The organism is Methylotenera sp. E1MeOHC1 (assembly GCF_058745595.1).
Map to the genome: position 1 here is coordinate 2,054,186 of NZ_CP196025.1, position 16,561 is coordinate 2,070,746.

Below are 16,561 nucleotides of genomic sequence, written 5' to 3' on the forward strand. Positions count from 1 at the left end.
ATGTTTACGGTAAATGGTAACGCTGTTCGTTGTATAGTAAGTCTGGCAGCAGTACGTTGGCCAAAGCGCGCTGCTCAAGCGCTTTGGCATTTGCCGGTGGCGCTACTTCAGTCATGCGCTTAGTCTTAGTGTCATATGTGCCGTGCGCTGGCAGCTTGCCGGAGCGCAATACCACTACCTGCTTACCTAGCGGGCTCTCTTCCATCCAGCCATAATTGTCGTTGTATTGCATCATGGCACGCCCTGGCGTATCGGCAGCCAGGCTAGATAAGTCGCGCCCAGTCATCGGGTGCGCACCTTGTATACCCATCAGTGATAGCATAGTAACAGGTAAGTCTAGCTGGCTGGCCAGCCCGGTGTAGCGCTGTGGCTTGATGTCAGCGCCTAAAATAAGTGCTGGGATATGGAAGTGCGTAATAGGCACCAAGGCTTCACCACGCACGCGGATGTCATGGTCCGCCACCACCAGAAATACCGTATCTTTCCAGTAAGGGCTTTGTTGCGCCTTTTTGAAAAATTCGCCAATAGCGTAGTCTGCGTATTTCACAGCATTGTTATCTGTGCTTTTAGGTTGCTCATACAGCTCAATGCGCCCATCAGGAAACTCGAAAGGCGCATGGTTAGAAGATGAGAACGCCAGCGTGAAAAATGGCTTGCCAGCTTGGTGGTGCGCCATCAGCTGCTCGTGCGTTTTATTCAGCAAGTCTTCGTCAGAAACGCCCCAGCTACCGGAAAACACAGGGTTTTTATAATCTTTTTGGTCCACAATATGGTTAAAGCCATTGCCTAAGAAAAAGCTGCGCATATTGTCAAAATGTGACTCACCGCCATAGATAAACTCGGTGTTATAGCCTTGTTTTTCTAACAATGCGGCAATGCTGAAAAAGTTCTTTTGTGATTTTGACAGTTTGACCGTGCTATCAGCTGGGGTTGGCTGGAAGCCTGTAACCACGGCCTCAATGCCACGCACGGAACGGGTCCCGGTTGCGTAGAGCTGTTCAAACCAGATGCCTTGTTCTTTTAGTTTTTCTAAGTTGGGTGTGACCGGAACACCGCCTAAAGACTCTACAAAAGTAGCGCCCAAGCTTTCCTGCAGAATAATTACTAGGTTCAGCGGCTTGTCTCGCTTGTGGCTAGGGTGTAGCGTGGTCAGTGTCGGAATATCTGTATCTTTAGCGCCGGTGATGCTGAATATTTCTTCACGCGGCATTTTGCCGTAGATGTCGCTAGACTTAGTTTCTTTCATTAAATTGTAAGTGGCATAAATCACGGAGTAGCCAGAGTTAAGGACCAGGCTGTTGACCATATTATCTGCCGTGATAGCAAACAAAGCCGGGTTGGCAGGACGGTGACCTAAAGTGGAGCGTATGCCCAGAGCCGCTAAAATCACAATCAGTGGCCATACCAGCCAAGTTTTAGTATTTGACCAGCCAGATGGCATGGTGAGCCAAGGGCGCATAAATTTATGCACCAACCATACAGCCAATGCCACTGCACCTAGTGCGCTAAAGATTTCTAGTTTAAAGCCACCCCATAACATGCTAAATACTTCATGTGGATATTTAAGGTATTCCACAAAAATTCGATTAGGGCGTACGTCATACTCACTAATAAAGCCGGGGGTGGCTGCTTCTAAAAACACGAGCAGTACCAGTGCAATGCTTACCCAAACATAGCTAAATTTTTGCCAAACCTTAAACAGGCGCTGTGTTGCCAATATTGGCGCGAGTAGCAATGGTATAAAGGCAATTAAGCATAGCTGAATCACGTCTACACGTATACCCTGCAGCAAAATCTCGGCTAGTTTTCCAGTGTTGGTGACACGTTCAAATTTCCATAAAACCAGACCTAAGCGTGTTGCCGACAAAATTACCAAGCCTAAGATGAGCATGGCAATCAATGGTGCAAACGGGCCTAATTTAGAAGAAAGTTTCCAGATGGATAAATGTAGTTTTTTGATTAAAGGCATGAGCGTGCAGACAATAAAATAGTTTTGCTATTATAAGGTTAAAGATATTTTTATGCCTGATGTTTAGAGGCGTTTATGGCTGGGTTTTAGCCAGCGGATAAAGGACTGCAAGTAAACAGGCTGTCGAACGCATAAATATATCATGATGATGATATTGAGCAGCGCTGTGACTAAAAACAACTGTGGAATGTTCAATCCCATATTGAAAACCTGCACTGAAAATAATGCCGAAGTCACCATAAACAGCGCATTTAGAATGTTGTTGGCTGCAATCACCCTTGACTGATGGCTTTTTTCCGCACGAGTTTGGATAAATGCGTATAACGGCACGATATATAAACCACCAAAAACACCAATCAGTGCGATATCTGCAAGTAAGCGCCAATAAGTGAAAATTAAGCCCCCTTCTGCATCGTAGTGCTTTGCAATAAACGTTGCATAATCAAACAAGACTTTATTGTTCAAGCTTTCATAGATGCTGGCACTGGCGAAATATAAATCGATGCCGAATGTGGTTAAACCAGACGCGCCAAACAACACCAGACCAAGTTCCACCTTACCCTTTGAGAGCTTTTCACACATGAGCGAGCCTATGCCTATGCCCAATGAGAAAATAGACAGCAATAAAATGAATACGCTTTCATCGCCATGCAATATGTTTTTTGCAAAATTAGGGAATTGCGCCAGCAGTGTTGCGCCATAAAACCAGAACCAAGAAATGGCAATAATCGTGAGCCAGATGGCTTGGTGCTGCCAGATAAATTTGATACTTCTATAAGTCTCGGTGACTGGGTTCCAGTTGATGTTGAGCTTAGGTGCGGCCGCAGGTGAATTTGGTACGCCGCGGCTAGTCCAGTAGCCTAGTGTAGCGATACCCAAAACGGTGATGCTGGTTAATGCAGCATGTTGGTTCTGCATAGCGAGCCAGGCACCCAGTACTTGCCCAAGTAAAATTGCCACAAAACTGCCCATTTCTACCATGCCGTTACCACCCACGATTTCATGCTCGTTCAAGTGTTGCGGCAAGTAAGCATATTTAACTGGGCCAAACAGTGTGGAATGCATGCCCATCATCAATAATGCCGTTGCTAACAGCCAGATGTTATGCAGAAAAAACCCAGCGCTGGCAAATAGCATGATGCCAATCTCAAACACTTTAACTAAACGGATGATTTGTGATTTTTCATATTTATCGGCCAATTGCCCCGCTGTGGCTGAGAATAAGAAAAATGGCAGAATAAACAAACCCGGCAGCAAGGTCGCAAGTGTGCTGCCATCTATAGTGGTGAGTTTAGCGGTGTGAAATGCCACCAGTGTGATCAGTGCAGTTTTAAAGGCGTTGTCGTTAAACGCGCCTAAGAACTGGGTAAAGAAAAATGCACGAAAACGCTTTTCTCGCATCAATTGAAACTGATTGCTCATGGGCTTGGCCTTCTGTTGTTTTAGTTATTTTGCATCTTTAGTTTTTATTAAAGCATATGCCATCTAGTTAATTGTTTGGTGCGTGTGATTGCAGATTGATGATTCATCCTTATAAGTCTTCCGCCATTTTTTTAAGCGTGACATAGTCGGTTTTACCGGTGCCTAATAATGGTAGTGCATTTACCCATATTATTTTTCGCGCAATCGCAAGTTCAGGGCTACCAAGAGTTCTTGCGCTATTGCTTAGCTGTTCTCGATTGAGTGAACTATCGGTAGTGTAGAGTATGATGTTTTCACCACGTTGTACATCAGGGCTGGTGGTGGCAGCATGTTGATGCTGTGCTGAGGCATGATTTGCAATAGCTTCTACCGTTTCCAGAGAAACCATTTCACCCGCTACTTTGGCAAAACGTTTGACACGGCCTTTGATAAACACAAAACCATCATCATCAATCTCTACAATATCGCCAGTGTTATACCATTGGTCTTTTGGTGCTTGTATGACGCCTGGCTGATCAAATAGATAGTAGCCGCGCATGACATTTGGCCCGCGCACCGAGAGCAACCCACCTTGTTCAATACCGGGGATGCTTTCTAGTTTGGATTCCAAGCTGGGCATCAGCGTGCCTACTGAGCCTAGTTTATTGGCCATCGGCGTGTTTACAGCAAGTACCGGCGCACACTCGGTGGCGCCGTAGCCCTCTAGTATGCGTATACCAAATTTATCTACCCATGTTTTGCGCACTTCTTCGTTAAGCTTTTCTGCGCCAGCGATTACATAACGTAGTTTATAAAAGTCATAAGGGTTGGCGAATTTGGCGTAGTTAGCTAAGAATGTGCTGGTGCCGAACAACACAGTACAACCGCGGTCATAAATCACCTCTGGAATCACACGGTAATGTAATGGTGACGGGTATACAAATAGTTTGCTGCCAGCCACTAAAGGCATGATGGCGCCGCACGTGAAGCCAAACGCATGAAATAGCGGCAGCACCATCATGAATTTGTCCTGCATGGAGAAATCAATCACGGATTTAATCTGTGCAATATTCGCCAAGATGCTAGTGTGCGTATGCACTACGCCTTTGGGCTTACCTTCAGAGCCTGATGTAAACAGCACAACAGCAGGGTCATTTGATTTGCATTTGTTGGCGGCTAGTCTAGGTAGCCATAGTGCAAAGCCCATGAGCCATAGTTTATCGAGCCAGCTAAATTGTTTGAATAGGTCTTCGAGATAGACGATTTTGATGTTTTTTAAGCCAGCGATGACTTCTTCCAACTTGGCGTTTTTAATGAACTCACGTGAGCTAATAATGGTTTTAACGGTGGCTGCGGTACAGGCGTTTTGAATGCCAGCACTACCTGCGGTGTAGTTCAGCATCGCTGGCACGCGGCCAAAGGCACTCATGCCAAATATCAAGCAAATCGTATTAGTGACGTTGGGCATGAGTACGCCAACGTTTTCATGTTTGCTGCTTATTTTGTTGGTAAGCCGTCCTAAGGCAAGGCTCTTTTTCAATAAGTCGCCATAGCTTTCTTCAACCTGGCGCATGTCTTCCACCAGCATGGTGCTACGCCCATAGGTTGAAACAGCATCTAAAAACGCACTAAACAAGGTACTGATAGGCGCCGAACTAAACAGCATGTTTTGCATTTCACGGCGCATGGCATCACCGGCCAGTCTACGTCTGGCTTTAGCAGTAGGCGCTTGTGGCATGCTGATGTGACGCACAGGTAAAATGGAGATGGTGACTTTGGGAAATAGCCTTTTTGGATGGCTGCCACGGAGGCGGCTAAAGTAAGAGCGCGCGGCACCATCAATGCGTACTGGTAAAATCATCGCATCTGTTTTTGCAGCGACAAAACCGGGTCCGTCGTATACCTTCATTAGCGAGCCGGTGAGCGTGATGCGTCCCTCGGGAAAGATCACCACAGGTTTGCCTGACTCCAGCAGTTTAATGACTTTCTTCATAGCGAGTGGTGAGCTGGGGTCTACCGCCAAGTATGGGGTCAGGCGTAGCACTTGCCTAAATAGCCAATGGTTCAGTACGGTGGTATGCACAACAAACGTAGCGCGAATCGGCAAAAATAAGCCTAGTAGCAAGCCATCTAAAAATGATTCGTGGTTTGCAATAATCAGTAACTTACCTTGTTTGGGTAAGTTGGCAACTCCAGAGACATCTACTCTGAAAATTACGCGGCAAATCAGTTGTAACAGCGTTGCAATCATTTTTTCTCCATGCGTTAATTAGGTTTCGTTTTGGATGTAATTAAGTACTTGTTGCAAAGCATTGGCGACCATTGGGCTATTAATCCAGAAAAACACTTCTTTACCTACTTTTTCTGATTTCAATACGCCAGCGCGATGTAATACTTTTAGATGATGCGTGACGGCGGTCCGACTCAGTGTAGTGGTGGAAACAATTTGTAGAATGTTTAATTTTTCACCCTTTTCAAAGGCAAGTAGAATCAGCTGCCGATGCTCGTCACCTAGCGCGATGAAAATATCTGCGGTATCTTTGAAGCTGCTTGGAATTTCTGTCACCTGTTTCATAACTAAATAATTAGTTATTTAGTTATGAAAGTCAAGCAGATTTTTTAATGCGAAATCTATTGGTGAGTAAGTATGTGAGAATCTGCTGCAATATTTTATATATTTTGAGAGATTGAGCTTGAGATTTTAGGGAAACTCTCTAACGCGACAGGAATTAGCGAGGCTAATTTGGAACTATTTAGCTTTAGTATGTCCAACAAATACGTTTTTTGGTCGCTGGTTTTTATTTATTGACTGGTCAGCACGAGCTGACCACCTCTTTGATTGTAGGCAACATTTTAGTCGTAAGCGATTGAATCATTGTTAAAGTGGTGCTTTTCATATAGTATGTACTCAAATAGTTAAGCTGAAATTTGCTTAATATTTATACAAAATCAGGATTGTACAAACAACCTTATGGACCAAAGCTTAAATTCAGTGGCGTTTAGAATCAGACTGTTATCACTAACAGTGCTGATTGCCGTGCTCGGATTTGTTTTTCTGGCCCAGTTCTCAGATAGTTCTTCATATAACGACGATGCGCCACGCTTACGTGTAGCCGAAATACAAAGCCCCACGGGTGACTCCGAGCCTCCGCCACAGGACAGGCCTCCGCGCGACATCATGCTGGCTAGCATTGTCTTTATTTTTGCCAGTGTATTTTTCATTTCATTTGTATTTTTGAACGAGGTCTTCCCTCGTTTGACTTTTCTTTCCCACGTACGACCCCGCTCTCCCCCATTCAACTAGTCGGTTTAACATGGGTTGGCATCACGATGCCGCTCAGATTTAACAGACTAGTCATGTATACATCCCTTACTTGCAATAGCTGATACACACTGCACACGCAGTGATGATGCTTGTGTATGTTTCAAGCACAGGCGTACGTTAGCCATAGTCTACAAATCATTTGTTTTACTGACTGCATTTAGCAAAGTCGCTCCAGTTTTTCTGTGCATGTATCACCTGGCATTAGTTAGCCTTGGTGTCATCACGGTGATCTAGCGGCTACTGAAGTAGCATAGTTGAGCTTCAAAATTTTTTAAATTTTAGAAATTAGAAATTAATATGATTAATAAATTGTTTGTAGCATTAGGCCTTACCGTATTGCTTATCACTGGATGCCACCATTCAGAAGAAGCGAAAGAAGAGGAGGCAAAACTTGAGGTCACGCAGCCTCTGCGCAAAGACACTGCCATTGTTAAAGAGTATGTGAGCCAGATTCATGCATTCAGGCATATTGAATTAAGAGCGTTAGAGCGTGGCTATCTACAAGATATCTTTGTAGATGAGGGTCAAGCAGTGAAGCAAGGTCAGCGCATGTTTAAAATCATGCCTAATTTGTACCAAGTGGATTTGCTAAAAGCTAAAGCTGAGGCTGAGGTGGTGCGGATTGAGTACCAAAATACTAAAGCCCTATCAGAAAAAAACATCGTTTCACCCAATGAGCTGGCGCTAGCTAGGGCAAGGCTGGATAAAGCCGAGGCTGAGGTTAAGCTTGCACAAACCCATTTAAACTTTACCGATATTAACGCGCCATTTAGCGGTGTGATGGATCACTTTAGTGCGCGAAACGGTAGCTTGGTGGATGAAGGTGACTTATTAACCACGTTGTCTGACATTAGCAAAATGTGGGTTTACTTCAATGTGCCTGAGTCAGAGTATCTGGATTATAAGATTGCCAAAACGACAAAAGCACCCGTTAACGTTAAGTTAAAAATGGCGAATGGTGAGATATTTGACCAGCCAGGTGTGATTGAAACCATAGAAGCAGATTTTGACAACAAAACCGGCAACATCGAATTTAGAGCGGTATTTGCTAATCCTAATCAAATTCTCCGCCATGGTGAGACAGGCAATATCTTAATCGACATTCCTTATAAAAATGCCATGCTTATTCCACAAAAAGCGACCTTTGAAATACTGGATAAAACTTATGTTTATGTAGTGAACAAAGAGAACAAGCTGGAGCAAAGGCTGATTACCATCGCTGCTGAATTGCCACATGTGTTTGTAGTGAAAAGCGGCTTAAAAGATGATGACAAGGTCTTAGTAGAGGGTTTACGCAAGGTACATAACGGCCAGAAAATCGGCGTTAACTTTGTGGCGCCTGACAAAGTACTTTCACAATTAGAACTTCACGCTGAATAGTGAAAGAAGAGACCCTATATGTTTAATATATTTATCAAAAGACCGGTGATGGCCATCGTGCTGTCGCTGATTATTGTCTTTCTTGGATTTTTGTCGATTAGGACGCTCCCGACTTCGCAGTTTCCTGACATTGCCCCACCACGGGTCATTGTGTCTTTAGCCTACCCAGGCGCTAGTGCCGATGTGTTGGTGCAATCGTCTTTAATTACCATTGAGCGTGCTATTAACGGCGTGCCTGGTATGAAGTACATCGTGTCAGATGCGACCAGTGCGGGTGAAGCCACCATCCAGGTGATTTTTGGCTTAGGCACTGACCCGAACCAAGCGATGATTAACGTGAAAACGCGTTTGGATCAGGTGATGAGCCGCTTGCCTGAGTTGGTGCAGTTAGAGGGTGTGGTAGTAGAGCGCGTGCAGCCTAGTATGCTGATGTACATCAACTTGTTCAGTAAAGATAAAGATGCTGACGAGAAGTTTTTATACAACTATGCCAACGTCAATCTGATTCCAGAGATACAGCGCGTAAACGGGATTGCCAGTGCGAAGATTCTTGGTAGCCGCCAATACGCAATGCGTATCTGGCTAAACCCAGACAGAATGCGTGCGTATAAAGTCTCGGTTGAAGAAGTCATGAAGGCCATGAACGAGCAGAGCATTATTGGCCGCCCTGGTCGCTTAGGTCAGAGCTCGGGCATTGCTGCGCAGTCAAAAGAGTACGTGTTGGTTTACCAAGGGCGCTATAACAAGCCTGAGCAATATGAAGACATCATTATTCGTGCAAGCTCCGATGGTGAAATCTTAAAATTAAAAGATATTGCCAAGGTGGAGTTAGGCAGTGAGTTCTTTGATATTTACTCAAATAAAGATGGTTATCCATCGTCTGCAATCATTTTGAAGCAGAACTATGGCAGTAACGCGAGTGAGGTAATCGAGCAAGTTAAGGAGAAAATGGAAGAGTTAAAAGGCACTTTCCCTGCCGGCATGGAATATGAAATTGACTATGACGTTTCTAAATTCCTAGATGCTTCGATTGAAAAAGTACTACACACCTTGGTAGAGGCATTTATCTTAGTGGCCTTGGTCGTGTTTATTTTCCTTGGGGATTGGCGCTCTACCTTAATTCCTATCTTGGCGGTACCGGTATCTTTAATTGGTACTTTCTTCTGTATGCAAATATTTGGCATTACCATTAACCTGATTACCTTGTTTGCGCTGGTGCTGGCAATTGGTATTGTGGTCGATAATGCTATCGTGGTGGTAGAGGCGGTGCATGCCAAAATGGAAGAAAATGCTGAATTAAGCCCATATAAGGCGACTCAGCAAGTATTGGGTGAAATTGGCGGCGCGATTGTTGCGATTACCTTGGTGATGACTGCGGTGTTTGTGCCAGTTGCATTTATGACTGGGCCTGTGGGCGTGTTCTACCGTCAGTTCTCTATTACTATGGCTGCGTCTATCGTGATTTCTGGCGTGGTTGCGCTATCACTTACCCCAGTGTTGTGTGCGATGTTGCTGAAGAATCATCATGGGCACGTTAAAAGAAAAACACCGATTGGTTATTTCATCGATGTGTTTAACCGTTTGTTTGAAAAGCTGACAGGTCGTTACACTAACTTCTTAAGCAAAATCGTTACGCTAAGAGTGGTGACTATTTTAGCGTTGGTAGGCTTTTCTTTTGCTACATTTACCATCAATAAAACTTTACCAGCCGGTTTCATTCCAGGTGAAGATCAGGGGCAAATTTACGCAATTATTCAAACGCCACCGGGCACTACGCTAGAAGCCACCAATAAGGTAGCGCGTGCGTTGCAGGTAGAAGCCAAGAAAATCGAAGGTATTGAGTCTGTATCTGCCTTGGCAGGTTACGAGATTCTGACCGAAGGCCGTGGCTCTAACGCTGGTACTTGTTTGATTAACTTGAAAGACTGGTCAAAACGCGATAAATCTGTGCAGCAAATTATCGAAGAGTTAGAAGAGAAAACCAAAAACTTTGGTGCCATCGTCGAGTTCTTTGAGCCACCAGCGGTGCCTGGTTATGGTGCAGCTTCTGGTTTGGCGTTGCGTTTGTTGGATAAAACCAATGGCACGGATTATCACGAGTTTGACAAGATTAATCAGGACTTTATGGCGGAATTAGGTAAGCGTAAAGAGCTGACCGGTTTGTTCACGTTTTACGCCGCCAATTATCCGCAATATGAGTTAGACATTGACAATAAGGCTGCCATGCAAAAAGGCGTGTCTATTGGTAAGGCGATGGATAACCTCAATATCTTGATTGGTAGTACTTTTGAGCAAGGCTTTATCCGCTTCAATAACTTCTTCCGGGTGTATACACAGTCTGGCCCTGAGTTCCGCAGATATCCGAGTGATATTTTGAACTATTACGTGAAAAATGAAGAAGGTGAAATGGTGCCTTACTCATCCTTTATGAAAATGAAGAAAATACAAGGGCCAAACGAGATTACCCGTTACAACTTGTATAACTCAGCCACGATTCGTGCAACACCAGCTAAAGGCTACACCACCGATGATGCGATTAAGGCAGTGCAAGAAGTGGCTGCGACTACCTTGCCACATGGCTATGACATTGGCTGGGAAGGTCTGTCTTTTGATGAGGCTAAACGTGGTAACGAGGCGATGATCATTTTCGCGGTGGTCTTGGTTTTCGTCTACATGGTGCTGGCAGCGCAATATGAAAGCTTCTTGCTACCGTTAGCGGTGATTCTGTCATTACCGGCGGGTGTGTTTGGTACGTTCTTCCTGCTTAAAACACTAGGCCTTGCCAATGATGTTTACGCACAGCTAGGGCTGGTGATGCTGGTTGGCTTACTAGGTAAGAATGCGGTGTTGATTGTGGAGTTTGCAGTACAGAAGCACGAGCAAGGGATGACTATTGCCGAGGCCGCAATTGAAGGCGCTAGAGCACGTTTCCGCCCAATTCTAATGACCTCGTTTGCATTTATTGCCGGCTTGATTCCATTGGTGGTAGCCACAGGTGCTGGCGCTGTAGGTAACCGTACGATTGGTAGCTCGGCGTTGGGTGGCATGCTGTTTGGTACTGTCTTTGGCGTAATCTTGATCCCTGGTCTCTACTATCTATTTGCAAAAATGGAAGAAGGCAAATCATTGATTAAAAATGAAGAGTTCAAACCTCTTACAGAGCTATATCACTACAATAAAGATGAAGATAAAGATGATGACAAGTAAACCTATTTATATTCGATTGGTGGTCGCGGGGGCGTTAGCCCTCTCGATGCAGGCGTGTTCCATTCCTTTATTAACCACTAAAAAGGCCGACACTAAGCTCCCTGAGCAATTTAATAACCAGGGGCAAAGCACCGAAAATACTGCCAATGTTAACTGGAAGGATTTTTTTGATGACGCTTATTTGCCGGCGTTGATAGACACTGCAATTGCTAACAACAAAGAAGTGAATATCATGGCGCAGCGTATCAGCATGGCCAAAAATGAGATTCAGGCACGACGCGGTGAGTATCTGCCGTTTGTGAGTTTCGGCGCGGGTGCTGAGGTGGAGAAAGTGGGCCGCTTTACACGTAATGGCGCAGTAGAGGAAAGTCTGGAAATTAAAGAAGGTAAGGCTTTTCCAGACCCTTTGCCTAACTATCAATTTGGTTTGTATTCTTCCTGGGAATTGGACGTTTGGAAGAAGCTGAGAAACGCCACAAAAGTTGCCGGCATGGAATACATGGCTTCGATAGAGGGCAAAAATTTCTTAGTGACCAATTTGGTTGCGGAAATTGCCAATGCTTATTATGAGCTGATTGCGCTAGATAATCAGCTGGATAACTTAGAGCAGAATATTAAGATTCAGCAGAACGCGCTAGAGGTGACCAAAGAGCTTAAAAAGTACGCGAGAGCTACATCTCTGGCGGTGAAGCGATTTGAAGCGGAAGTGAAGAAAAACCAAAGTAGGCAGTATGTGATTAAACAGCAGCAAGTTGAGCTGGAGAACCGCATTAACTTCTTACTTGGTAGAACGCCACAACCGATTCAAAGAGCGAGTGCCGGCTTTATGGATATTAAGCCTAAGATGATTCAAGCGGGCGTACCTGCGCAGTTGCTGGAAAATCGTCCTGATATCAGAAAGGCGGAGCTGGAATTAGCCGCAGCAGATTTGAATATTCAAGTGGCCAAGGCTAATTTCTACCCTTCATTCGCGATACGTGCCGGCGTTGGCTTCCAAGCATTTAACCCTAGGTATCTGCTCAATACGCCAGAGTCTTTAATGTACACACTGGCAGGCGACATGATGGCGCCACTGGTGAATCGTAATGCCATTACAGCCGTGTATAAAAATGCAAATGCAACACAAATACAGGCTGCCTATGATTACGAGAAGACCATTATTAATGCGTATGGTGAGGTCGCGAATCAGCTGTCAAATATTGATAATCTAGAGAAAAATTATCAACTTAAAACCACACAGGTTGAGGCTTTAACCGAGTCTGTGGATGTGGCGAATCAGCTCTTTAAATCTGCGCGCGCAGAATATTTAGAGATTTTGTTAACCCAGCGTGAAGCACTGGAAGCAAAAAGCGAGCTGATTGAAACCAAACAGAAGCAGATTAGTGCGATGGTGAATTTATACCGAGCATTAGGTGGTGGCTGGAAGTAGCAAGCGACAAACAGTTAGGCATGCTGTATGCGCGCATTCAACACACATACAGCATGCTAACTATCTTAATGCCTACCCTATTCCCCATTTGAAGCGGCTTTTAGGCTTTAAATGTGCGGTTCACTTTCTTGGGTCTATTATCAATTTTAAAGAAGTATGAGGAGCACTAATGAAGTTATGCGTATTATTTATTTATGCCTTGGGTATGGTTGCTACCGCTAATGCAAGTGCAGATGAAAGCAAAGATCAGAGCAACACAGCACAAGTACAGCCGGCAGTGGTGCAAGCTACTGATGCAAGCAAGGTAAGTACCAATCAAACTGTGGACGAGGCAGCGCATCCGCACGATGCGTTAAAAACCCAGTTTCTAGGTAAAAGACCGTACATGGATACTAAGGCGAAATAAGCCATTGGCAACGCGTAGTGATATGACGAATAGTTTGGGTGTAATCGGAATACAGACGACTCTGTAGCAGTTTGCTGTATAGCAGTTGATAAAGGTGATTAGACTTAAATACTGATTCATATTGTTATCTAGTTAGGTATAAAAAAAGGGGCGCATTTGCGCCCCTTTGCTTTACTGCTATGTACTACTAGCTGTGATAAGCACGCTCACCGTGTTGGCTTGTATCTAAACCTTCACGTTCAGCTTCTTCGCTTACACGTAAGCCAATTAGCACGTCTACAATTTTGAAAGCAATGAATGAAACCACTGCTGATAACACGATTGCAGTTACTACCGCATAAACTTGAGCAGTCATTTGTGCACCAAAGTCGTAAGCTGCTACGCCATTTGCTACATAATCAACTACACCTACGCCACCTAGTGCTGGGTTAACAAACACACCAGTAGCTAATGCACCGAATACACCACCAATTGCGTGGATACCGAATACATCTAACGCGTCATCGTAACCAAATACGTATTTCACTTTAGCCACCATGAAGTAGCAGATTGGTGATACTAACAAGCCAATCACGATTGCACCCATTGGGCCTACGAAGCCACAAGCTGGAGTAATTGCTACTAAACCTGCTACCGCACCAGATACTGCACCTAACATTGATGGTTTGCCTTTTAGCAACCACTCGGAGAATGTCCAAGACAATGTTGCTGCACCAGTTGCAATAAATGTGTTTACTAAAGCAAGTGCTGCATAACCGTTAGCTTCAAGGTTAGAGCCAGCATTGAAACCAAACCAGCCCACCCATAGTAACGCTGCACCAACCATGGTTAAAGTTAGGCTATGAGGAGTCATTGCTTCTTTACCGTAACCAATACGTTTACCAACCATGATGGCACCAACTAAACCAGCAACACCAGCGTTGATATGCACTACTGTACCGCCTGCAAAGTCTAGTGCACCTTTAGCCCATAACCAGCCTGCGTTAGCAACTACTGTTTCAAGTGAAGCCGCAGTAGTAATCGCATCAGGACCATCCCAGTACCAAACCATATGTGCTAGTGGCAAGTAAGAGAATGTGAACCATAACACCATGAATGCTAGGATTGCAGAGAACTTCATGCGCTCAGCAAATGCACCAACGATCAATGCTGGCGTGATGGCCGCAAAAGTTAATTGGAATGCAACGAATACTAGTTCAGGAATGTAAGCACCTTTGCTGAATGTTGCACCTAATGACTCAGGGGTAACGCCAGCCAAGAATGCTTTACTAAAGCCGCCAAAGTATGGGCTACCACCTGTAAACGCAACGCTGTAACCATAAATTGCCCATAACACGCCCATGAGCGAGAAAATCATGAATACTTGCATTAATACAGACAGCATATTTTTTTGACGAACTAAACCGCCGTAAAATAATGCCAAGCCAGGAATTACCATTAAGCTTACCAGTACGGTTGCAATTAACATCCATGCTGTATCACCTTTATTTGGTACTGGTGCAGGCGCAGCTGCCGGAGCAACCTCTGTCGCAGCAGGTGCAATTGCTGCAGCAGCTGCTTCGGCAGCTGGCGCAACAGCAGTAGCGGCTTCAGCCACTGGTGCGGCGTCTTCTGCGTATGTGTTACCCGTGAAGCCTAAGCCTAGCATGGTAACTAACGCAAACATCGAGAGTAGTTTCTTCATCATTGATCCCCTTATAGAGCTTCTACACCGGTTTCACCGGTACGAATGCGGTAGACTTCTTCTAGATTAAAGATAAAAATCTTACCGTCGCCAATTTTACCTGTAGCTGCAGATTTCTCAATCGCATCTACTACTTGGTCTAGTAATTCATCTTTAATCGCTACTTCTAGTTTAACTTTTGGTAAAAAGTCTACTACGTACTCAGCACCACGATACAGCTCAGTGTGGCCTTTTTGGCGTCCAAAACCCTTCACTTCGGTTACAGTGATGCCCTGTACACCGATAATTGAAAGTGCCTCGCGCACTTCGTCAAGCTTAAACGGCTTGATAATTGCGGATACAAATTTCATGTATGTCTCCTTTAGTTGTTAAGAACAATAACGGGCGCTACGCCCGTTATTCTACTGAAAAATTTAGAACGTGCGACCGATAGTCACAACTACACGATCAGCGCTTAAATCTTTAGCTTGTTTGCTGCCATTAAAGCTTGAGCCACCGTAGCCTTTATTGCCCCAGTAACTGCCATTGGTGTTGCCAACATAGTAAACGCCTGCATTCCAGCCTTCAGAATTAGCAATCTTGAATGCTTTGCTTAAGCCAAGTTTGTAATCTGTGTAATCAGGATTGCCACTTTCATTTGTTGCTGAAGGTTGTTGACCTGAACTTGAGATGTAATCTTTATTCAGTTTACCGGCAACGTTTAAGTGGCCAACGTGAGCAACTAAAGTTAATTCGTACCATGGTAATGGGTATGCTGCATTTAATTCAAGGTAGGTTGTGCCGCTAGTGCCACCATCCCAACCAGTTTTCTTCTCAGCGCCATACCAGTCACCTAATGTCACAGAAGCTTTTGCACTTAGCCATTTGTATGACAAGCCAAAGTTAGCTTCATATGTATCCCAGCGACCACCTTGTGGTGTTTGTTTAACACCAGGTGCTGTGTTGTATGTGTATTTGCTCCAGCTACCACCTGGATAAAAGTAACCAATTGCACCTACAGAGTAGCCTAAGCCATCTACTGCTGGGATAGAGCCGTTGTAGCCAGCGTAAGCGTCTAGTTCTACAGTAGCATCTGGGAATGTGTTTGGTGTAACGCTTGAGCCCCATGCACCAGCATAAAAACCGCTTGAGTGAGCAACGTCTATACCGCCTTGAACAGCTGGTTTATGCCATGATTGTGAAACACCGCGTGCATAGTAATCTGAAACAAAGCCAACGTTTGATGTTAATGACCAAGCAGATTCTGGTGCTTTAACTGCTGTGTCTGCAGCAGGCTCTTCTGTTGCAGAAGCAAACGAAGGTAAAGCGAGAGTACTTAAAACAGCTAGTGTTAGTATTGATTTACGCATGCTATTAACTCCAAGTTAAAAAAGGTTATCTAAAAATTCTACGATTTTGATTAAGCAATTGCCGTGCCAATAATAAAAGTGTTTAAAATCAATGTGATATTGAATTGTATGATTGCTGCGTTTATATAATGCTGGTAAATAATCTGCTAAACTAGACTTTATTACTAAGGAATTTAATATGTTAGACACACATAAAATTAACGAAATATCTAATAAAATCAAAGAGGTAATGGCAACGTCACCTTTGGCAGATGTTGAAAAAAATATAAATGCACTATTAAAGGGCGCATTCACCAAAATGGAGCTTGTGACGCGAGAAGAGTTTGAGGTGCAGGCGGAGGTGCTACGTCATACGCGCGAAAAGCTAGAGGCACTAGAGGCTAGGCTGGCTGAGTTGGAAGGAAAGTAAGT

General features: G+C 44.4%; 12 protein-coding genes. 5 read left to right on the forward strand and 7 right to left on the reverse strand.

The annotated features are described in order from the left end of the window. Positions 1 to 4: 4 nt before the first annotated feature. From ACSSU7_RS09655 to ACSSU7_RS09670, 4 genes are all read right to left on the reverse strand, one after another. Positions 5 to 1,969, reverse strand: coding sequence for an LTA synthase family protein (locus tag ACSSU7_RS09655; RefSeq protein WP_492516275.1), 1,965 nt, complete (start codon positions 1,967 to 1,969; stop codon positions 5 to 7). A 63-nt stretch (positions 1,970 to 2,032) separates the two neighbouring features. After that, complete coding sequence (locus ACSSU7_RS09660) at positions 2,033 to 3,391, reverse strand: MFS transporter (protein WP_492516276.1); 1,359 nt, start codon at positions 3,389 to 3,391, stop codon at positions 2,033 to 2,035. A 109-nt stretch (positions 3,392 to 3,500) separates the two neighbouring features. After that, entirely contained in the window at positions 3,501 to 5,621 is a 2,121-nt protein-coding gene (gene aas / locus ACSSU7_RS09665; protein WP_492516277.1) for a bifunctional acyl-ACP--phospholipid O-acyltransferase/long-chain-fatty-acid--ACP ligase, read from the reverse strand. An 18-nt stretch (positions 5,622 to 5,639) separates the two neighbouring features. Then, the gene (locus tag ACSSU7_RS09670) at positions 5,640 to 5,945 is read right to left on the reverse strand and encodes an ArsR/SmtB family transcription factor (RefSeq protein WP_492516278.1); all 306 of its coding nucleotides are present in this window, start codon (positions 5,943 to 5,945) and stop codon (positions 5,640 to 5,642) included. A gap of 1,047 nt (positions 5,946 to 6,992) precedes the next feature. On the opposite strand from ACSSU7_RS09670, the gene ACSSU7_RS09675 reads away from it, so the two are divergent. From ACSSU7_RS09675 to ACSSU7_RS09690, 4 genes are all read left to right on the forward strand, one after another. Further along, complete coding sequence (locus ACSSU7_RS09675) at positions 6,993 to 8,075, forward strand: efflux RND transporter periplasmic adaptor subunit (RefSeq protein WP_492516279.1); 1,083 nt, start codon at positions 6,993 to 6,995, stop codon at positions 8,073 to 8,075. Positions 8,076 to 8,093: 18 nt separating this feature from the next. Continuing rightward, entirely contained in the window at positions 8,094 to 11,282 is a 3,189-nt protein-coding gene (locus tag ACSSU7_RS09680; RefSeq protein ID WP_492516280.1) for an efflux RND transporter permease subunit, read from the forward strand. Next, a complete protein-coding gene (locus tag ACSSU7_RS09685) occupies positions 11,272 to 12,711 on the forward strand; it encodes a TolC family protein (RefSeq protein WP_492517786.1) in 1,440 nt (479 codons plus the stop codon). The genes ACSSU7_RS09680 and ACSSU7_RS09685 overlap by 11 nt, the downstream gene beginning before the upstream one ends. Before the next feature lie 169 nt (positions 12,712 to 12,880). Further along, on the forward strand, positions 12,881 to 13,117 hold the full coding sequence (locus ACSSU7_RS09690; RefSeq protein ID WP_492516281.1) for a hypothetical protein: 237 nt from the start codon (positions 12,881 to 12,883) through the stop codon (positions 13,115 to 13,117). 187 nt (positions 13,118 to 13,304) lie between these two features. Here the strand turns inward: ACSSU7_RS09690 and ACSSU7_RS09695 are convergent, their stop codons facing one another. The 3 genes from ACSSU7_RS09695 to ACSSU7_RS09705 form a co-directional block, all read right to left on the reverse strand. Continuing rightward, positions 13,305 to 14,801, reverse strand: a complete 1,497-nt coding sequence (locus tag ACSSU7_RS09695) for an ammonium transporter (RefSeq protein ID WP_492517787.1) — start codon at positions 14,799 to 14,801, stop codon at positions 13,305 to 13,307. An 11-nt stretch (positions 14,802 to 14,812) separates the two neighbouring features. Next, entirely contained in the window at positions 14,813 to 15,151 is a 339-nt protein-coding gene (locus ACSSU7_RS09700) for a P-II family nitrogen regulator (RefSeq protein WP_015833227.1), read from the reverse strand. A 63-nt stretch (positions 15,152 to 15,214) separates the two neighbouring features. Further along, the gene (locus ACSSU7_RS09705) at positions 15,215 to 16,150 is read right to left on the reverse strand and encodes a TorF family putative porin (RefSeq protein ID WP_492516282.1); all 936 of its coding nucleotides are present in this window, start codon (positions 16,148 to 16,150) and stop codon (positions 15,215 to 15,217) included. A gap of 178 nt (positions 16,151 to 16,328) precedes the next feature. Between ACSSU7_RS09705 and ACSSU7_RS09710 the strand changes: the two genes are divergently transcribed. Continuing rightward, entirely contained in the window at positions 16,329 to 16,559 is a 231-nt protein-coding gene (locus ACSSU7_RS09710; RefSeq protein WP_492516283.1) for an accessory factor UbiK family protein, read from the forward strand. Positions 16,560 to 16,561: the final 2 nt, after the last annotated feature.